This window comes from Murdochiella massiliensis (genome assembly GCF_900059565.1).
Taxonomy (GTDB): Bacteria; Bacillota; Clostridia; order Tissierellales; family Peptoniphilaceae; genus Murdochiella; species Murdochiella massiliensis.
Genome location: NZ_FIZW01000002.1, coordinates 1,106,875 through 1,126,531 on the forward strand (window position 1 = coordinate 1,106,875; position 19,657 = coordinate 1,126,531).

The 19,657-nt window shown below is 49.9% G+C and carries 13 protein-coding genes and 1 tRNA gene; 9 read left to right on the forward strand and 5 right to left on the reverse strand.

The genetic code is table 11. The features are described from left to right. Positions 1–1,517 precede the first annotated feature (1,517 nt). The 4 genes from BN3910_RS06660 to hutI all read right to left on the reverse strand — a co-directional run bounded on the left by BN3910_RS06660 (position 1,518) and on the right by hutI (position 6,475). Positions 1,518–2,144 carry a cyclodeaminase/cyclohydrolase family protein gene (locus tag BN3910_RS06660; RefSeq protein WP_066925700.1) on the reverse strand — a complete coding sequence of 209 codons (627 nt, stop codon included), beginning with the start codon at positions 2,142–2,144 and terminating at the stop codon, positions 1,518–1,520. A 126-nt stretch (positions 2,145–2,270) separates the two neighbouring features. Beyond that, positions 2,271–3,947, reverse strand: coding sequence for a formate--tetrahydrofolate ligase (locus tag BN3910_RS06665; RefSeq protein ID WP_066925703.1), 1,677 nt, complete (start codon positions 3,945–3,947; stop codon positions 2,271–2,273). 3 nt (positions 3,948–3,950) lie between these two features. Then, positions 3,951–4,844: a glutamate formimidoyltransferase gene (gene ftcD, locus BN3910_RS06670; protein WP_066925706.1), complete on the reverse strand. Its 894-nt coding sequence runs from the start codon at positions 4,842–4,844 to the stop codon at positions 3,951–3,953. A 362-nt stretch (positions 4,845–5,206) separates the two neighbouring features. After that, a complete protein-coding gene (gene hutI, locus BN3910_RS06675; protein ID WP_066925709.1) occupies positions 5,207–6,475 on the reverse strand; it encodes an imidazolonepropionase in 1,269 nt (422 codons plus the stop codon). Positions 6,476–6,811: 336 nt separating this feature from the next. On the opposite strand from hutI, the gene BN3910_RS06680 reads away from it, so the two are divergent. The 5 genes from BN3910_RS06680 to BN3910_RS06700 all read left to right on the forward strand — a co-directional run bounded on the left by BN3910_RS06680 (position 6,812) and on the right by BN3910_RS06700 (position 13,000). Further along, a complete protein-coding gene (locus BN3910_RS06680; RefSeq protein WP_066925712.1) occupies positions 6,812–8,833 on the forward strand; it encodes a urocanate hydratase in 2,022 nt (673 codons plus the stop codon). A 229-nt stretch (positions 8,834–9,062) separates the two neighbouring features. Continuing rightward, positions 9,063–10,598 (forward strand): Na+/H+ antiporter NhaC, encoded by a 1,536-nt coding sequence (nhaC, locus tag BN3910_RS06685; protein ID WP_066925715.1) that lies wholly within the window; start codon positions 9,063–9,065, stop codon positions 10,596–10,598. A 162-nt stretch (positions 10,599–10,760) separates the two neighbouring features. Then, on the forward strand, positions 10,761–11,276 hold the full coding sequence (locus BN3910_RS06690; protein WP_066925718.1) for a hypothetical protein: 516 nt from the start codon (positions 10,761–10,763) through the stop codon (positions 11,274–11,276). Between the two features lie 189 nt (positions 11,277–11,465). After that, positions 11,466–12,761: an SPFH domain-containing protein gene (locus BN3910_RS06695; protein ID WP_066925721.1), complete on the forward strand. Its 1,296-nt coding sequence runs from the start codon at positions 11,466–11,468 to the stop codon at positions 12,759–12,761. A gap of 32 nt (positions 12,762–12,793) precedes the next feature. Continuing rightward, a complete protein-coding gene (locus BN3910_RS06700) occupies positions 12,794–13,000 on the forward strand; it encodes a hypothetical protein (protein ID WP_066925723.1) in 207 nt (68 codons plus the stop codon). Positions 13,001–13,255: 255 nt separating this feature from the next. Here the strand turns inward: BN3910_RS06700 and BN3910_RS06705 are convergent. Then, positions 13,256–13,326, reverse strand: a tRNA-Gly gene (locus BN3910_RS06705). Between the two features lie 157 nt (positions 13,327–13,483). Between BN3910_RS06705 and BN3910_RS06710 the strand changes: the two genes are divergently transcribed. From BN3910_RS06710 to BN3910_RS06725, 4 genes are all read left to right on the forward strand, one after another. Then, entirely contained in the window at positions 13,484–14,008 is a 525-nt protein-coding gene (locus BN3910_RS06710) for a cysteine hydrolase family protein (protein WP_066925725.1), read from the forward strand. Positions 14,009–14,806: 798 nt separating this feature from the next. Beyond that, positions 14,807–16,777, forward strand: a complete 1,971-nt coding sequence (gene ftsH / locus BN3910_RS06715) for an ATP-dependent zinc metalloprotease FtsH (protein ID WP_066925727.1) — start codon at positions 14,807–14,809, stop codon at positions 16,775–16,777. Position 16,778: 1 nt separating this feature from the next. Further along, positions 16,779–18,434: a putative manganese-dependent inorganic diphosphatase gene (locus BN3910_RS06720; RefSeq protein ID WP_187367697.1), complete on the forward strand. Its 1,656-nt coding sequence runs from the start codon at positions 16,779–16,781 to the stop codon at positions 18,432–18,434. Continuing rightward, on the forward strand, positions 18,431–19,600 hold the full coding sequence (locus tag BN3910_RS06725) for an L-threonylcarbamoyladenylate synthase (RefSeq protein WP_066925731.1): 1,170 nt from the start codon (positions 18,431–18,433) through the stop codon (positions 19,598–19,600). Before BN3910_RS06720 ends, BN3910_RS06725 begins: the two co-directional genes overlap by 4 nt. The last annotated feature ends 57 nt before the right edge of the window (positions 19,601–19,657 follow it).

The following is a 19,657-nucleotide window of genomic DNA, read 5'->3' on the forward strand; positions in this document are numbered from 1 at the left end:
ACTTTCAACAAAAGAAAAGAGGTGCTCTGATACAATGTGTTTAACCAAAACTCGTTGCATCGAAAGGAGCCCCTTTTGAGTAAGATTATAACGGAAGAAATGCGATATCGTCAAAAAGTATGTGAATACGCACTAAAACACAGCATGACAAAAGCAGCACGCAGGTATCACACCTACCGGCAATTTGTGTATCGCCAACTGGAGCGATATGACGGCACGGCCGGCAGTCTCGCTCTTCGTTCGCGAAAACCGAAAACAAGTCCCAACGCCCACAGGGAAGAAGAACTACGTCTGATACGTCGCATGCTAAGAAGAAACGGCGTGTATGGTCTGGCGGAAGTGTATGTACGATGTCGTTCTAAGGGATACAGCCGATGTTTTGAAAGTATGTGTCGTCAAATACGTAAAAAAGGCTATAGAAAGCCACAGGTTCGTCGTAAGAGCTATACACGCTATGAAGGACTGGAGGGGAAGTTTCCGGGAGATAAAGTATAAATCGACATCAAATATGTTCCGCAGGAATGCATCCGCTTTCCAAGCTATGGATTACGCTACTATCAGATAACAGCAATTGATGAATTCAGTCGAAAGCGAGTTCTAAAAATTGTTGAGGAGAAATCGACCTATGAGACAACAAAATTTTTAGATGATTTAGAAGAAAGCATAGGATTTCCCATTCATACCATTCCGGTGGACAATGGTTGCGAATTTGTGAATGACGAGGATCGCACCAACCGGGAAAGTCGATTTGAACGGGCGGTAAAGAAGAAAGGATGGGCACTGCGAAGGACAAGGCCCTATTCGCCGTGGCAAAACGGGAGAGTGGAACGAAGTCATCGAGAGGATGGGAAAATTCTGTATAGTCGACGTGTTTTCACAAGAAAAAAAGATCTTGTGAAGCAGGTAAAAAAGCATGAGCGATGTTACAATACAACAGCGAAATACGTTCTGCATTTCAAAAGCCCGGAACAGATGGTGCGGGAGTATTTTGAAACCTCCGTCGCTTAGGATACTGCTTATTCCGGGGGAAAAGGATAGGCACTTCCTTTCTCCAGGTCAAGGGACGCTCCCTCTGGTCGCTCTTCGCTCTTGACAAGTCGAAAGGAAGTGCCTGTGAAAGAACCGCCGGAAAAAGGATAACTGTGTCAGATACATCTTAGCGGAATGTGTAACATATGTCTTGACAGTTAAGATGCAGAGCACGAAAACAGCAAGGTGACTATGGACATCTACGCCAAGGTTAAGTATAACAAGTCCTGGGAGCTGGCCACGGTAGTGAATTCAGCCTTCCAAACGAATCAAAATATCGCACAATAAGTGAGTTTTTCGATGGGTTAACTCGTAGGGGAAAACGGCAAGTCGGTGCTTGAAAAGCCTTGAAAATATAGGGAAAAAGGCAAAAATATTGCTTGAATACGGAAGGAGTCGGTGTTTGATCGACTCCTTCCGGCGAGAACATCACGGGATTCGGATTCTCTTTACCGATCCGTTTCTCGATTCATACATAGCGGGAAGGTTTATTCCAGCGCCGCTTCCACTTTTTCAATGCAAGCAGCAATCTTCGCATCCAATTCCTTTAAGGCTTCGTCCATCTTGCGACGGGTTTCGGCAACGTAGGCTTCGTCCTTGATGGAGCCAAGATTAATTTTGACGTTGTAGAACGCGACGATGACGGCGGAGCGCAGGCAATGCAGACCGGCACCGACATCCGTGATAGCGCTCTGGTTGCCGCGAAGAATGAGCGGCTCTGCGTATTTGAGCAATTCCATGGCTTTCATGCCCGTGGAAAGCGGAACGTTCGCTGCGTTCTTATATTCCTTCTGAATCGTTTCTTTGCGGATGGCTTTTTCTTCATCCGTTTCCTTCGGCAGTTTGAATGCCGCGATAACGCCGTTGAAGGAATTTGCATCGTTATCGATGGCGTCGATGAAGAATTTCTCGTATTCCTTCAGTTCCGGAATGTAGCCGGTCATTTCTTCTTTGGCATCTTCGTATTTTTTATTGCCCACCGTCAGGGAGCAGACCATAGCAAACAGCGCTGCTGTTTGCGCCGCGCCGAGAGCGGCAACCGAGCCGCCGCCGGGAGCGGGAGAATCCGAAGCCAATTCTTCAATAAAACCGGTTACGGTTAAATCTTTTAACATTGTTTCTCCTTTTCTCTTTTTCCTCCCTTGTGTCGTTTGCAAAAAGGGAGGATAGAATGCCTGCCCCCGTTTCTTTTGAGACGATGGAAAATCGCTTAAACGGGGGCAAAGGCTAACTGCGGTGTCTTAGAACAGACCGACCATGTTACCCATTTCGTCAACATCCATGTGGTCGGCAGCCGGAACTTTGGGCAGACCCGGCATAACCATGATGTCGCCCGTTTCGCAGACGATGAAGCCTGCGCCGGCAGATACGCGCACATTCTGGACGGTGATTTCAAATCCGCTCGGCGCACCGACCGCGTTTTTGTCATCCGAGAACGAGAATTGCGTTTTCGCCATGCAGATCGGCATTTTGTCGAGGCTGAGTTTTTCGAGCGTCTTGATTTGCTTCTTTGCTGCCGCTGTCAGCGTTACTTTTCCACCGCCATAGTAGTCTTTAACGATGGTATCCAGCTTTTCCGGAATAGAAGCTTCCACATCATAGAGGTAATGGAAGTTATTTTCCTGATCTGCAGCTTTAACGACTTTTTCGGCCAGATCGGTCATGCCGTCGCCACCCTTTGCCCAGCCGTCGGACAGAGAAAGTTCAACGCCGTATTCCGCACACAGCTCCGTCAACGCCTTAATTTCGGCATCCGTATCGAAGATGAAGCGGTTGAGCGCGACCACCGTCGGCAGACCGAAGCCCTTCATATTCTTGATGTGGCGACCGAGGTTCGCAAAGCCGGCCTTAACCGCCTCTACGTTTTCGCCTTTCAAATCTTTCTTATCGACTCCGCCGTGCATCTTGAGCGCCTTGATCGTAGCGACGATGACGACTGCGTCCGGCTTAAGACCGCCGAGACGGCATTTGATGTCGAAGAATTTTTCCGCACCGAGGTCGGCACCGAAGCCTGCCTCCGTGACAAGGTAATCGGCCATTTTCAAGCCCAGCTTCGTCGCGATGAGGGAGTTGCAGCCGTGGGCGATGTTCGCAAACGGACCGCCGTGGATGAGCGCCGGCGTATGTTCCAGCGTCTGAACGAGGTTCGGCTTGATGGCGTCCGCCAAAAGCATGGCCATTGCGCCCTGTGCATTGAGATCGCCTGCAGTAACCGGTGCACCTTCCTTATTATAGGCGACGATCATGCGTGCCAGGCGCGCCTTCAAATCTTCCAGACCGGAAGCAAGGCACAGTGCAGCCATAACTTCGGAAGCCACAGTGATCATAAAGTGATCTTCACGGGGAACACCGGCTGCTTTGCCGCCAAGTCCGATCACGACGTTACGCAGCGAGCGGTCATTCATATCCAGAACGCGCTTCCAGACGATGCGACGTTCGTCGATGTTTAAGGCGTTGCCTTGTTGCAGATGGTTGTCAATGAGTGCGGACAGAAGGTTGTTCGCCGCCGTCATGGCGTGCAGGTCGCCCGTAAAGTGAAGGTTGATGTCTTCCATCGGAACCACCTGCGCATAGCCGCCGCCGGCTGCACCACCCTTGACACCGAATACCGGGCCGAGGGAGGGTTCACGAAGAGCAACAACGGAATTCTTACCGATTTTGTTCAGACCCATCGTCAAGCCGATGGAGCAGGTGGATTTTCCTTCTCCTGCGGGAGTCGGCGTGATGGCCGTGACCAAGATCAGCTTTCCGTCTTTTTTGTTGGAAAAACGCTGAATCGCGTCATGCGAAATCTTCGCTTTATATTTTCCGTACAGCTCCAGATCGTCTTCTTCCAAACCTACCTTTTTGGCGATGTCTACGATCGGGAGCATCTCTACAGAATTGGCAATTTCAATATCGGTTTTTACTTCTGCCATGATTTACTCCTCAATTAACAGGGTTTCAATGATCTGATCGGCGCGGAAATTCTCAATTTGCATATAGTATGCGGCGGAATCCACCAACGCTTGCAGCGGAACCATGCCGATGACTTCGGTGCCGTAGACGCTGACGCCGTAGCGAGCGGCTTCCGATTTGATCATTTCGATGGCTTGATAGATCGCCGTCTTCTCGTAATTGACCAGGTTCATCGAAACCTGCGTCTGATGGCGTTCTTCCAGGGGAAGACCGATCGCCTTGACGAAGCGCAGACCGCCGCCGATGTGGCGAACTTTTTTCGCGATGGCTTCGGCAATTTCGACCTTGTCGGTGTTGAGGTTGACGTTGAAAGCAACAAGATGGAAACGGGCACCAACAGCCGTTGCGCCGCTCTTCTCGTTCATTTCACGCGGACCGAAATCCGGTTCCCAACCATCTTCTTTGATTTTCTCGAAGAAGCCTTCGTACTGACCCTTACGGACTTTGGCCAAGTTCTTGCGTTCCGGTTTTGTTGCCGCATCTTCATACAGATAAACAGGAATACCCAGTTCGCCGATGGCTTTGCCGACTTCTTTAGCGTATTCGACGCATTCTTCGGTGGTGCATTCCGTAATAGGAATGAAAGGAACAACGTCGACAGCGCCCATGCGAGGATGGCCGCCGCTGTGCTTGGTCATGTCGATGACTTCTTTTGCCACTTTAACGGATTCAATTACCGCTTTGATGACGGCTTCCGGATCACCAATCACTTCAACGACGGTACGGTTGTGGTCTTTGTCCGGCTGATAATCAACTAATTTCAGCCCTTCTTTTGCACGGAAGCAATCGGCAATTTTTTCGACTTTTTCGAGGTCGCGTCCTTCAGAGTAGTTCGGGATACACATTACACGTTTCATTGTCTTGTTTCCTCCTTCATCAATGTTCATTGCAACAGATCAGATCAGGGCAGGAATTATTCCTGCAGAGGGGACCGCCCATGCCTTATTTGACGATCCTTTGACGGATTATAATCGGGTAGTAGCGACGATGAAAGCGATTTTGCTTCTTCGTCCATTCATCCGACGTTGGCATCATGATAAGCGAACAGAATCTATGAAACGTCAAATCAAAGGTGGTATTTCGACGTTTGCGATTTTATTTTTCTTTTTCTGTTTTTTTTTGGACTAAGTCATTGTGATATTTCTGTCCTTTTGCGAAGCAATTTGTCGCAAAGAGGACGCATAAACTTAAAGGTGGACAGGATTTTGGAAATTGTGCGTCAAGCGCGCACGATTTGCCGATCTTTTACAATGCATTTGCCATTCTTATACACTTCTGCGGCATGATTGGTCGCGAAGTAGTAGAGCAAATAATCTAGGTTCGGAACGGCAAAGACAGTAAGGTCCGCATTTTTACCCTTATCCAGTGAACCCACTGTCTTCTCACGGTGGACGGAATACGCCGCATTGATGGTTACCGCATTGTAGACTTCCGTCGGCGTCATGCGAAGATAGAGGCAACCGAGTTGCATGACAAACTGCAGGTTAGCCATTGGGCAGGATCCGGGGTTGGAATCGGTCGTGATGGTGATGGCCATACCGGCATCCATCATTTTGCGCGCCGGGGCATAGGTATCTTCCATGAGGGAGAATGTCGTTGCCGGCAATAGATTACCGATCACGTGTGCATCGGCCAGCTTTTGAATATCCTCGTCGGTAATCACCATGAGATGTTCCGCACTGGTGGCACCAAGCTCTGCCGCAACCGTTGATCCGCCAATAGATTCAATTTCGTCCGCGTGGATGCGCAGGGCGAAGCCTTCCTTTTTGGCCGCTTCTAAAAGGCGCTTCGATTGTTCCGCAGTATACACGCCGGCATCGCAGAAGACGTCAACGAATTCGGCGAGGTTTTCTTCTTTGACCTTCGGCAGCATCGTAATGATGTCATCGATCAGCGGATCCGGATTTTCCTTGTATTCGGGGGGAATAACGTGCGCGGCCATAAAGGTGGAAACCAAATCGACCGGTAAATCTTCATTGAGCTTTTTGACGACTTCCAACTGGCGTTTTTCCGTTTCCCAATTCAGACCATAGCCGCTTTTCGCTTCGACTGTCGTCACGCCATGAATCATCATCTGCTCCAACAGGTCTTTGGATTTGTCATACAAGGTTTCAAAGGACGATTCGCGTGTCGCTTTTAAGGTGGACAGAATACCGCCACCCTCCGCTAAAATATCGAGATAGCTCATGCCGTTGAGTTTCTTGGAAAACTCATGTTCACGGCTGCCTCCATAGACAAGATGGGTATGGCAGTCGATCAGTCCCGGGGTGGCGACCATACCTCGGCGCTCTTCAATTTTGGTCTTTGGACCGATGAGTTCAGCGGGAACTTCGCCTTCTCCAATGGCCAGAATTTTATCGTCTTGAAAGGCGACGTATGCATCTTTCAGCACGGTCGCTTCATTCATTTCTTTTCCGCGCAGCGGGTGCCCCGGATCATTCGGGACGAAGAGTTCGTTAAAATGGGTGAGAATTAAAGTTGCCGTCATAGTTCCTCCTCTATAAATATGGTTCACGACAGACATGGATATTCGGATACGGTGAAAAGATGCATGGGAAAACGAGGACGCCGTTTTCCCGATTTCCATCATGTAGGATGGAACATTCACTTATTTTTCCTATACCCATTCTATTCTTTTCCAGTTTGTCTATTAGACGTCAAAAGGGCGACGACTTTGTTATTGCAAGACTTACGGGATAAAAATAGACGCAAGGAGAAAAAACGGTTTTTTCATAGACTGTATAAAGACGAGCCTTGAATAGGATAACCATATCGTCAAATGAAAACCATTTCGCAGGATGGTAGGGTATTGAAGGAGGAAAACATGTTAGAAAACAAACAGATTCAGGAGGCCATGACCATTCGTTTGGAAATGGATGAGCTGCCTGAGATGCCGAAGTTTCAAGAAGGCATTCGGCGTGCACCGGATCGCGGCTTCCGTCTGACCCAGTCGCAAACTGAAGTAGCGTTGAAAAATGCGCTGCGCTACATCCCGGAGAAATTCCATGAGCAATTGATTCCGGAATTCCTGGAAGAATTAAAGACGCGCGGCCGTATCTATGGTTATCGCTTCCGTCCGGAAGGCCGCATCTATGGAAAGCCGATCGACGAATATGAAGGAAAATGCCTCGATGGCAAAGCCTTCCAGGTCATGATCGACAATAACTTGGACTTTGATGTTGCTCTCTATCCGTATGAATTGGTTACTTACGGCGAAACCGGATCCGTCTGCCACGACTGGATGCAGTATCGCTTGATCAAGAAATATCTGGAAAACTTGACGGATGAAACGACGCTGGTCATGGAATCCGGTCATCCGCTTGGCCTCTTCAAATCCCGTAAAAATTCTCCACGTGTAATCATCACCAACGGCCTTCTGATTGGTGAATACGACAACCATGAAGATTGGGAAATCGCGGAAGAAATGGGTGTCACCAACTACGGCCAGATGACGGCCGGCGGCTGGATGTACATCGGACCTCAGGGCATCGTTCACGGTACCTTCAACACGATCCTGAACGCAGGCCGTTTGAAACTGGGTCTGAGCGCAGAAGATGATCTGTCCGGCAAATTGTTTGTCACGTCCGGTTTGGGCGGCATGAGCGGCGCACAGGGGAAAGCGGCCGAGATTGCGCATGCGGTCGGCATCGTCGCCGAAGTGGACATCAGCCGTATCGAGACGCGTCTGGAGCAAGGCTGGATTTCCAAGCTGGCGGAAACGCCGGAAGAAGCCGTCAAGCTGGCACAGGAATCCCTCGAAAAGAAGGAAGCCATGTCTATCGCCTATCACGGCAACATCGTTGATCTTCTTGAATACATGTACGAGAACAACGTACACATCGACCTGCTTTCCGACCAGACTTCCTGCCACAATGTTTACGATGGCGGCTACTGCCCGGTTGGCATCTCCTTTGAAGAGCGCACCCGCATGCTCGCCGAAGACCATGACGGCTTCATCAAACTGGTAGACAAAACGCTGGCACGTCACTTCGCCATCATCAAAAAGCTCACCGAAAAGGGAACGTACTTCTTCGATTACGGTAACTCATTCATGAAGGCGATTTATGACTCCGGTGTCAAAGAAATTTCCAAGAACGGTGTTGATGATAAGGAAGGCTTCATCTGGCCGAGCTACGTCGAAGACATCATGGGTCCGTTGCTGTTTGACTACGGCTATGGTCCGTTCCGCTGGGTATGCCTCTCCGGAAAACATGAAGATTTGGTCGCCACCGACCATGCCGCGATGGATGCGATTGATCCCAACCGTCGTTACCAGGATCGCGACAACTATAACTGGATTCGCGACGCAGAGGAGAACAAACTGGTCGTCGGTACCGAAGCTCGCATTCTTTACCAGGATGAAGAAGGCCGCGTGAACATCGCTTTGGCATTCAACAAGCTGGTACGCGAAGGAAAAATCGGCCCCGTAATGATCGGCCGTGATCATCATGACGTATCCGGTACGGATTCTCCGTTCCGCGAAACATCCAATATTTATGATGGCTCCAAAGTATGCGCCGATATGGCGATTCAGACCTACGCCGGAAACGCGGCGCGCGGCATGAGCCTTATCGCTTTGCATAACGGCGGTGGCGTCGGCATCGGCAAGTCAATCAACGGCGGCTTCGGCCTCGTCCTGGATGGCTCTGAGCGTGTCGATGAGATCATTCGTCTCTCCCTTTCTTGGGATGTTATCGGTGGCGTTGCCCGCCGCAACTGGGCACGTAACGAGCATGCGATGGAAGTTGCTGTGGCATTTAACAAGAAACATCCGGATGCGCACATCACCATTCCGTATCTTGCGGATGAGGAAAAAGTGAAGGCTGCGGTCGCAAAACTGTTCTAAGTGTCATAGTTTTTGCCATAGCTTTCTTATTTCACGATATAATGTTTCATGTTAAGGATTGAAATTGAATAAGTGGGTCAGTGACCGCCGCTTCGCAGGTGCGAAACGGACTCCGCCGCCGAAAGGCGGCGGAGGGGCGCTGCCTCAACAATGGAAATCGTGAAAGTGAGTGGAAAACGTTCACCAAACGATTTCGAAAACCCCTATGGGGAGAAAGAAAGGAGTGCTTATGAGCACCACTACAAAACGGGAAGTGCGTTTGCCCAGTTTTTTTGAGGCAATTATTCCGATTCTCGTCATGGTCGGTCTGATGGTTTATGTTTTTGCCTTCAGTCACGAAGAGTATGACGCGGCGCACATGCCTTTGATCGTTGCGTTGGTCGTCACCTGCATTATCGGCGTGATTTGTGGCCACAGCTTCCAGGATATGCTTGAAGGAATTATGAACCGTATTAATGCGACATTGGAAGCGATTCTTATTCTTCTGACCGTCGGTCTGTTGGTATCGTCCTTCATGACGGCCGGTACGATTCCTGCAGTCATCTATTACGGATTACAGCTGCTGACACCGAAATTCTTTTTGCCGGTAGGCTGCATTCTGACCGCTATCGTCGGTATGGCTTGCGGTTCCTCCTGGACGGCGACCGCCACCATCGGTATCGCGTTCATGACGATCGGTGAAGGCTTGGGCATGAATACGGCATTGACCGCCGGTATGGTTATCTCCGGCGCCTATGTCGGTGATAAGTTCTCGCCGCTGTCCGATACGACGAACCTGGCTGCCGGTGTTGCGGAAACGGGTCTGTTTGACCACGTCGCTGCTATGGTCTCTACGACCTTCCCGGTATTCATTATTTCCTTAATCATTTACACCTGCATCGGTTTATCGAGCGGTTCTGTTGCCGGTTATGATCCGGCGATTGCGGAAGGTATCCGCACGGCGATTGCCGAGAACTTCAACGTGAACCCGCTGGTTATGGTGCCAATTCTCGTGGTTATCGCGGTTTGCTTGCTGCGTATCCCCGGACTTCCCGGTATTCTGATTTCGGTTGTGACCGGTGTTGTTTTCGCCTTGATTTTCCAGGGCACGCAGAGCTTGGCGAACATTTTCTCCATTTTGCATTATGGTCCGGTCGTTGAAACCGGTAACGAGTTCTTGGATGCCGCGCTTGCCAAAGGCGGTATGGAAAACCAGATGTGGACGGTTAACTTAATCCTCTTAGCGGTTGCTTTCGGCGGTGCGCTGGAACGCTGCGGTATTGTTGAGCGTCTCTTTGGTGGTATTAAGAAGAAAATTCACAGCGTCCCCGGTTTGCTCTTTGCAACCATGCTGACATCCATCTTCTGCGACGCCGCTATGTGCGACCAGTTCTTGGGCATTGGTGTTCCGGCTCCGCTCTATGCTGAAAAATACGATGAGTTGGGTCTTGGACGCAACATGCTTTCGAGAACGTTGGAAGATGCCGGTACGCTTTGGGCAGTTATGTTCCCGTGGACCGCTTGCGGCGCTTACCAGATGAGAACCTTGGGCATCAACCCGCTCTATTACTTCCCGTTTGCGTTCGTTAACCTCCTGAACCCAATCTATGCTCTGTTGACCGCACTTATGGGTCGCAATATCATCTGGGCGGATGGTTCCATTACGAACATCTTCGGCAAAACACGTGCCGGTAAAGAAGCAAAGGCACCGAAGGAAGCGCATGAGAAGGCTCTTAAAGCTCTTGAACAAATGCGTCAAGACGGTCGTGCTCCGCGCATTAGCTAACACAGAAACGAAAGGGATTGCTCAAGGAAAGATAGCTTTTCTATGAGAATCTTCGGAAAGAACGAAAAAGCGCGCCTGGTGCCGTGTCTTATGGACCGACAGCATGGCGCGCTTTCTTCTTTTGTGGCATTATAAAAAGAGGAAGAGAAGAAGGGAAAACGTATGAAGTCATTTTTAGAAAAAGAGCGTCCATGGCGCAACGACCACGAAGCGATTGAGATGAGACAGACCTATTTTCGGAAGAAATGGGTTATGCCATATACGTTTGTGTTGGCGTTCTTTTGTATCGGCTTAGGCATTATGACAAAATATCGCCTTTCTCTTGTCCTTGGTGTGTTGGTGCTGTTGGCGGTGACAACAAAGCGCTATGCCGCAGTGACGGGGCAAGGCTTCGAGCAGTTTGCCAACATGTATATTCTTTCCAATCATCGCCTGACTCCTTGGGAGGCGATTGATACGATTACCTATGAAAAAGTAGAGGAGCATCCCGAAGTTTGCCTTCTCTATTTCACGCGCGGCGATGTGACGATGCGCGCATTGTTTCCCACTACCGAGCGTAAGCGCGTTCTGCGTTTGGCAGAAAAATACCATCCGGGCATCAAGATTCATGATGGTGCCGTATTTAAAGAAGAAGTGCGAAAAAAATACGGAAAAAAACGAACCGAAAAAAAGAAATAAAGTTTGCAGTTCGGGTATAGTAAAAACAAAATCTAAGACAAATAGGAGACGTTCGATCAAAAAGGAAAGCCCTAAGAGAAGAGGTAAATTGAACGACATCCGAAGGCTGAACACACGCAGAGAAGGCGAACAGAAAGACGAGAAAAGCGTTTCGCATTATGAGCGTATTACCAAATCAAGGAGGCATGCATGGGCATTATTCGCGCGATTACGAGTGCAATCGGCGGCGGTTTAGGCGATGAATGGTTAGAATCCTATGAATCGGATTATATGGGGCCGACGACCATTACTGCGCCGGGCGTAATCGTTCGCAAAAATGATCCCCGTAACAACAATAAAAAGGGGACGGCGGACACCATTTCAAACGGTTCGATCATCCAGGTTAAAGAAGGGCAGTTTATGCTGCTTGTGGATGGCGGAAAAGTCATCGACTATTCCGGCGAATCGGGCTATTTTAAAGTAGATAACTCCTCAATGCCTTCGCTTTTTAACGGTGAGCTGGGAGACTCGGTGAAGGAGACTTTCAATCGTGTTCGCTTTTCCGGCTCTACGCCGTATAAGCAAACCGCATATTTTATCAATATGCAGGAAGTGCGCGGACTGAAGTTTGGTACGCCGAATGCGGTGAACTATTATGATAACTTCTACAATGCGGAGTTGTTCCTGCGCGCCCATGGCTCCTACACCATTCGCATAACCGATCCGTTGAAATTTTATATTCAGGTGGCAGATCATGATGCGGATTCCAGTATTGATGTCGCGGATATGAGCGAACAGTATCGAAATGAGTTCCTCACCGCATTTCAGACGGCACTCAATAAGATGAGTGCGGATGGGGAGCGCATCTCGTTTGTGCTTTCTCGTGGAGATCAGCTCGCGGAATACATGCAGGATGTCTTAGATGAGAAATGGCAGGAGTTGCGCGGTTTCCAGATTGAATCGGTCGCCATCGCCTCCATCTCCTACGATGAAGAATCGCAAAAACTCATCAATATGCGCAATCAGGGCGCGATGCTTTCCGATGCCTCCATTCGCGAAGGCTACGTCCAGGGTTCTGTGGCAAGAGGTCTGGAAGCGGCAGGCAGCAACGAGGCCGGTGCAGGACAAGGTTTCTTCGGTATGGGGGTTGGTATGTCCACCATCGGGGGCGGCTTCGGTCAGTTCTCTCAGAATAATGCGGAACAGATTCGTCAACAGCAGGCGCAGCAAGCTACTCCCTCTGCAAATCCGAATGGTGGAGCAGTGACTCCTGCAGAAGGGGGCGTAGTCATGGGCAACGTGCAGGCATCATTTGGGGAAAGTAGCTGGGTTTGTTCTAAGTGTGGAACGAAAAACAGCGGAAAGTTCTGCACGGAGTGCGGGACAAAGAAACCGGACGATGCCCGAAAATGTCCGAAGTGCGGCCATCCGGTAAGTGAAAAAGCACGCTTCTGTCCCGAATGTGGACAAAAATTGGACCCTCCGGTCGGAACGCCGGAAGCATGAGGAGGAGAGCACAGGAACAGAAAGGATATATTGTGAACAACGAAAAAATTAATAAAATGAATGATGAGGCGATGGAAGCGAATAATAACCAGATGAATCGTAACGAACGCAACACCGATTTCTACATCAACCATGCCATCAACGACGAAAAACCGATTGAAATGCATGAAGATGGTGCAACGGAAAAAGAGAAAGCGGAAAAAGCGGAAAAATTGAGCGGTCAAAAGAAGGATAAGTAAGACGCTTCAACTTTTGTGCAAAAAAGAGAGACTCGACACAAAAACGTGTCGGGTCTTTTTTGATCACGCCTGAAGTTGTTGCTTTCGTTCGTGTATGCCTATTTTATCGTCGCAACACCTTTTCGCCGCGATGTTTGATCGCCGCGATGTTTGTTCGCCGTGATATTTGATTGCCACGATGTTTGATTGACGTGATATTTAATCGCCGTGATACTTGATTGCTGTGGTAATTAATCACTGCGATCAAAACAAAAAAGCGGCTGACGGGAATCGAACCCGCGCATCCGGCTTGGGAAGCCGGTGTTCTACCATTGAACTACAGCCGCAAAGGATTAATTTGATGTGTTTGGTGAAGTCGCAACACCACGATATTGAGCCGGTAGTGTTTACTTCCGTCTCCGTTCTGTCGAAGGATCATCCCCATGGTAACACTTTTTTCCTTGCTACGCTATAATTAACTAAGCAATTCAGAAAGGAAAAACAATGCAAAATATTCTTCTTGTGGTTGATATGCAAAATGATTTTATTGACGGTGCACTGGGATCACAGGCTGCGCAGGCCGTTGTCCCCTATGTGGTGGATCAGGTGAAAAATTTCGAGGGAACGGTTCTTTTTACGCGGGATACACATCGTGAAAATTATGCGAATACACAGGAGGGACGGAATCTTCCGGTTATGCATTGTCTTCGCGGAACGCACGGTTGGCAGCTTCATCCTAATCTAGAGGCATTGCGTAAAACGGAACCCATCGATAAAGTCACCTTCGGTGCGGCATCTCTTCCGGCCATCCTGTCGGATTTGGATGATCACGATCGCATTTCGTCGATTACCCTTCTCGGACTGGACACCGACATTTGCGTCATTTCCAATGCCCTACTCATCAAAGCCTTCTTCCCGGAGATCCCCATCAAGGTGGACGCACAAGGCTGTGCCGGCGTAACGCCGGAATCGCATCAGACGGCGCTGAAGGCCATGAAAGCGTGCCAAATTGAAATTCTGAACGTATAAAAATTGGTTTGGGCGGATGTTTTTTGAATGAACCCTGGCTGGCAATAAACAATTTGCTAGTCAGGGCTTTTTTTGATCGAACCCTGGCAGATGGGAAGGAAGGCCCGTAGCCAGGGTTAATTTTTTCGTCCGAGCCCTGGCTGATGGAATAGAACGCCGTAGCCAGGGTCAATCCAATCCCTTCCGACCCTGGCTGAAGCAAACGAAGCGCTATGGCCAGGGTGTTTTACGTCTGCAAAACCCTGGCAACGACCAACAATGCATACCAGCCAGGGTTGAGTCGATCATCTTCGACCCTGGCTGGAGCAAACGAAGCGCCATGGCCAGGGTGTTGTACGTCTGTAAAACCCTGGCAACGACTAACAATGCATACCAGCCAGGGTCAGCACGATGTTTCGAACCCTGATTACCGGCTAATAATTTCGCCAGCCAGGGTCGGACACCCATTTTGACCCTGGCAAAATGATCAAACGTTTCTCGGCCGGGGTCGTTGAAGAGAAGCGTCGCTACACTTTTGCTGACGAGGAATCCAAAGAAGAGAAGCGCTACACCACCGCTGAAAGGCGTCTACAGAAGAAGTGCCGCTGCGACTACTATTGCTGCTGCGGCTACAGCAGGAGCACTACAGTCCCAAATTAAGCACTCCAACTGCGGTTACAGGTCGATAGTAGCTCTTCGAACATCGGCCAAAAAACAACGTAACCCCACAATTTCACCGTATACTCATAAAATCTCATTTCCTTATGCGTAAAAAGGGTAACAGCATGAGGAAGCGAAGCTATAGAAAAGAGGTGTACGGTGAATTCGGACGGAAACAATAAGAAAAAACCGATTATTTATTACTATTTGTCTGTATTTCTCGTATTGCTGATCATTCAACTGATCATCAGTCCGATGATTACGGAGTCACGTGTTAAGGAAGTGTCCTATTCCGCCTTTACTAAAATGGTTGAAGACGACCGGGTAAAGAAAGTGCAAAAGAGCGCGACGGGTTATACTTTTGAGGTTAAAGCGAAGAACGGAGAAATGGTCAAGATGAAGACCGGCCCGTGGGAAAGCGACGAACTGACTGCGCTCTTGAATAAAAAAGGAGTGGAGTACAGCGCTGAAATCCCGAGGACGCCGAATCCACTACTGGGCTTTCTGTTAACCTTTGTCATTCCCTTGGCGCTTTTGTGGTACATGGGAAGACGCATCATCACGCAAATGCAGGGATCCGGGGCAATGAGCTTCGGAAAATCCAATGCAAAAGTCTATGTGAAAGCCAAAAGCGGAAAAAGTTTTCACGACGTTGCCGGACAGGATGAAGCTAAAGAGTCATTGCTGGAAGTCGTGGATTTTCTTGCCAACCCGGAAAAATATCGAGAAATTGGTGCGGTATCGCCAAAGGGCGTGTTGCTTGTCGGCCCTCCGGGGACGGGCAAAACCTTGTTGGCACAAGCTGTTGCGGGTGAAGCCCATGTGCCGTTCTTTTCCATTTCCGGATCGGAATTTGTGGAACTCTTTGTTGGCATGGGTGCGGCCAAAGTGCGCGACCTTTTCAAGGAAGCCAAGAAAAAAGCACCGTGCATCGTTTTTATCGATGAAATTGATGCCATCGGTAAGCGTCGTGATACAGCCGGTATTGGCGGAAACGATGAGCGTGAACAGACGCTTAATCAGCTATTGAGCGAAATGGACGGCTTTGAAGGAAACAGTGGCGTCGTGATTTTAGCGGCAACTAACCGCCCGGAGATTCTTGACCGTGCACTCACGCGCCCTGGTCGTTTCGATCGGCAAATTCGAGTGGAATTGCCCGATATTCGGGGACGTGAAGACATTTTGCGCGTGCATGCCCGCAAAATCAAGACTGATGCTCAGTTGGATTTTCTTCAGGTCGCTAAAATGACCGCGGGAACCTCCGGGGCGGACTTAGCAAATATTATTAATGAAGGCGCATTGCGCGCCGTGCGCGAAGGGCGAAATGCAGTGACAACCGAAGACCTGATTGAATCGGTCGAGACGGTCATTGCCGGACAGCAGAAAAAGAATGCCGTCATTACGGATCGCGACAAACGGATTATTGCGTATCATGAAGTAGGCCACGCCCTCGTTGCCGCCATCCAAAAGGGGACGGCGCCGGTGACGAAAATTACGATCATCCCTCGCACCTCCGGAGCCCTCGGCTATACCATGCAGGTGGATGAAGAAGAAAAGGTCATCATGACCCATGAGGATATCTTCCGGGAGATTGTTACATTAACGGGTGGACGCAGTGCGGAAGAGTTGGTATTTCAAACGAAAACAACCGGTGCGTCGAATGATATTGAGCGCGCCACCAAGTTGGCGCGTGCGATGGTCACTCGCTTCGGCATGAGTGAAGACTTCGATTTTATGGCTTTGGAAACCGTCAACAGTCCCTATTTAAGTCAGGATACGTCGTTGATGGCGGCGGATGCCACGGCGGCGGATGTGGATAGACGCGTTGCAGAAATCCTGAAAGACGCACATCAAAAGGCCTTAACAATTCTGAAAGAGAATGCCGTGGAGATGCACGCCATTGCCGACTTCCTCCTGGATCGAGAGACGATCACCGGCGAGGAATTTATGGAGTTGCTCAACAAGACCCTCGTCGAAAATGGAAAACCTGCTTTACATGAAGAAGATCCTGCTGTTCCTGCGGAACCGAAGATGATCGATGACACCGAAAATGGTGAGGTTGCGTCGCGACAGGAAGAGAACAGTGGTGAAGCAGACGATGTTGTCCCGAAGCCGGAAGAGGAGGAATAGTGTGGGAGGAAAAGAAATTCTGTATATTTCCGGACACCAGGTTCCGGATACGGATTCGATTTGTTCGGCCATTGCGTATGCCGAATTAAAAAATCGGACGACCGATTATGAGGCGGTACCCATTCGTCTGGGAGACGTCAATGCGGAGACGCAATTTGCGCTTAATTATTTCGGCGTGAAGCCGCCGGCTTTTCGCGACACGATGCAGGCGCAGCTATCGGAAATCGATATTGATACCAGTTATGGTATTTCGCCCATGACGACGCTCGCGCGTGCGACGCAGATCATTCAGGAAAACCATCAGAACTCGCTTTCCATCGTGGACGACGACCAGAAGCTGATCGGCGTGATTTCCCTTTCGAATATTACCAACTCGTATGCCACGGTGTGGAACGACAACATCCTCGGCCGCTCAGAGACGCCTCTGGAGAATATTGTGGAAGTCCTTTCCGGTCAGGTGGTGTACCTGCCGGAGAATCCGCGTGAACGAACCGGTTCCATCCACATTCACGCCATGGATCATATCAATGAAGTGATTGGCGAAAACGACATTGTCGTGGTGGGTGATCGCGCAAAAGCACAGGAAGAAACCATACGCATCGGCGCGTCGGTGATCATTCTGACCAACAATGCGCATCTGGCGGAAGGAATGGAAGAACTTTGCAAAACGTACCGCGTGACGGTATTGCGGACACCGAATTCCACTTATTCAACAGCCAGACTCTTGCCCCAGGCGGTCCCTGTACGCTTTTTGATGACCTCGGAAGGGCTCGTCACCTTTCATCGGTCGGAATACTTGGATGAAGTGCGGGAAATTATGGCATCAACCCGCTTCCGCTCCTATCCTGTTCTGGATGGACAGGGGCGTGTCGTCGGTTCCATCAGTCGTTATCATTTGATCAATACGCCCAAGAAAAAAATCGTGCTGGTGGATCACAATGAGTCTACGCAATCCGTTCCCGACTTGAATCGGGCGGATATTTTGGAAATCATCGACCATCATCGTGTGGCGAACGTCAATACGCCAAGCCCCATTTATTTTCGGGTGATGCCGGTGGGCTGCACCTCGACGATTATTTCCCAGATGTACTTCGAGCAGGGGGTTCGTCCCTCTCGCGAGGCGGCCGGCATGATGTGTTCCGCCATTATTTCGGATACGCTCTTATTGCGCTCGCCGACGACTACGGCGCTCGATCGCTTGGCGTTGGAACGTCTTGCTCCCATTGCCGGCATCAATGTTGAAGAATACGCGATGGCCATGTTCCGTGCAGGAACCGATTTGACCGGAAAAGATCCGATTGACCTGTTAACGGCTGACGTCAAGCCGTTTGATATTGAAGGCGAAAAGGTGAAAGTGGCGCAGGTATTCACCTTGAACAGCCAAAGTCTGGTGAACATGGAACCTGCCTTGATGGAAACCATGCAGCAACTGCGTCGTCAGCAGGGCTTAGACACCTATCTTCTCGTGGTAACGGATATTTTTGCCGAAAACTCGCTCATCTTTGTAGACGGTGATCATGCCAAAGAAATTGCCGAAGAATTTCATGCCACGTTGGAAAAGAATTGCTTTTTGGGCGTCGGGCTTCTTTCTCGTAAAAAGCAGCTCGTGCCGAAGCTGACGGCGGCTATCGGTCGGGCGAAGGAGAAGACACGATGAATCATGTGATGGATTTGGAACCGAACGGAGACGCTGACGCATTATCGGAAGGACGGTATACGACGCAGGTATTACCTGCCGTCAATGCCGAAGCACCCGCCATTACCGAGGCAGCCGAATGGATTCGTCGGAGCGAATTGGTCGCTTTTCCAACCGAGACCGTCTACGGTTTAGGCGCAGACGGTCTCAATGAAGAGGCGGTAGCAAAAATTTTTGCCGCAAAGGGAAGGCCACAGGATAATCCGCTTATTTTGCATATTGCGACGTTGGATATGCTGGATCCTTTGGTAAAAGAAATTCGTCCGGCGCACTATAGCGCATTGCAGCGTCTGTGGCCGGGCCCCATAACCTTTATCTTTGAAAAATCCGATCGCGTGCCCGATCGTGTTACCGCAGGCGGATCCACGGTAGCGGTTCGCATGCCGACTAATGAGGTGGCGCGCTCGCTTATTGCTCAGGCGAAGACGCCCATTGCAGCGCCTTCCGCCAACCGAAGCGGACGGCCGAGTCCAACCACGGCATTTGACGTATTGGAGGACATGGATGGACGCATTCCACTCATTCTTAACGGTGGCGCCTGTGATATCGGCGTCGAATCGACGGTGGTCGATTTAACGGAAGACACTGCGGTCGTTCTGCGTCCGGGTTATTATCCGCCCAGTATGCTGGAAAACTTTTTTCCGGGCGTGCATTTGGATCCTGCACTCACGTTGACAAGGGGCAATACGCAAGATTCGCAGGAGATTTCTACAATGACGGAAGCGCCCAGCGCTCCGCCTAAATCCCCGGGCATGAAATATCGCCATTATGCCCCGCGTGCACAGGTGACAATCTATCTCGGCTCCGAGGAAGCGATCAAGTCGCGCATGATCAGTGATTTTCATACGCAGAGCGCAGAGGGAAAAACGGTGGGTTTTATGGTGTTTGAAGAGGCGGCACAGGAACTTTCGCTGTTGCTTTCACCGAAACAGGCGATCGTGCGTTCGCTGGGAAAAGAAGGAAGATTTGATACCATGGGACAGCGAATCTTTCGGCTCATGCGCGAACTGGATCGTCATCATTGTGATGCCATTTTTGTGCAAGGCATCGAGCCGGTGGGCTACGGCATCGCGATCATGAACCGATTGATGAAAGCAGCCGGCGGAAATTGTATTCACGTATCATAAGCCTTTTTGACGGGTTTCATTCTCGTGCCGGTTCTGTGGTAAAATGAAGAAAAATGC

What these genes read in the sequence shown, in the direction of transcription:
- BN3910_RS06660 (WP_066925700.1), bottom strand. Translation starts at nt 2,144, where the DNA reads ATGTTAAAAGATTTAACCGTAACCGGTTTTATTGAAGAATTGGCTTCG.
- BN3910_RS06665 (WP_066925703.1), bottom strand. Translation starts at nt 3,947, where the DNA reads ATGGCAGAAGTAAAAACCGATATTGAAATTGCCAATTCTGTAGAGATG.
- ftcD (WP_066925706.1), bottom strand. Translation starts at nt 4,844, where the DNA reads ATGAAACGTGTAATGTGTATCCCGAACTACTCTGAAGGACGCGACCTC.
- hutI (WP_066925709.1), bottom strand. Translation starts at nt 6,475, where the DNA reads ATGACGGCAACTTTAATTCTCACCCATTTTAACGAACTCTTCGTCCCG.
- BN3910_RS06680 (WP_066925712.1), top strand. Translation starts at nt 6,812, where the DNA reads ATGTTAGAAAACAAACAGATTCAGGAGGCCATGACCATTCGTTTGGAA.
- nhaC (WP_066925715.1), top strand. Translation starts at nt 9,063, where the DNA reads ATGAGCACCACTACAAAACGGGAAGTGCGTTTGCCCAGTTTTTTTGAG.
- BN3910_RS06690 (WP_066925718.1), top strand. Translation starts at nt 10,761, where the DNA reads ATGAAGTCATTTTTAGAAAAAGAGCGTCCATGGCGCAACGACCACGAA.
- BN3910_RS06695 (WP_066925721.1), top strand. Translation starts at nt 11,466, where the DNA reads ATGGGCATTATTCGCGCGATTACGAGTGCAATCGGCGGCGGTTTAGGC.
- BN3910_RS06710 (WP_066925725.1), top strand. Translation starts at nt 13,484, where the DNA reads ATGCAAAATATTCTTCTTGTGGTTGATATGCAAAATGATTTTATTGAC.
- BN3910_RS06725 (WP_066925731.1), top strand. Translation starts at nt 18,431, where the DNA reads ATGAATCATGTGATGGATTTGGAACCGAACGGAGACGCTGACGCATTA.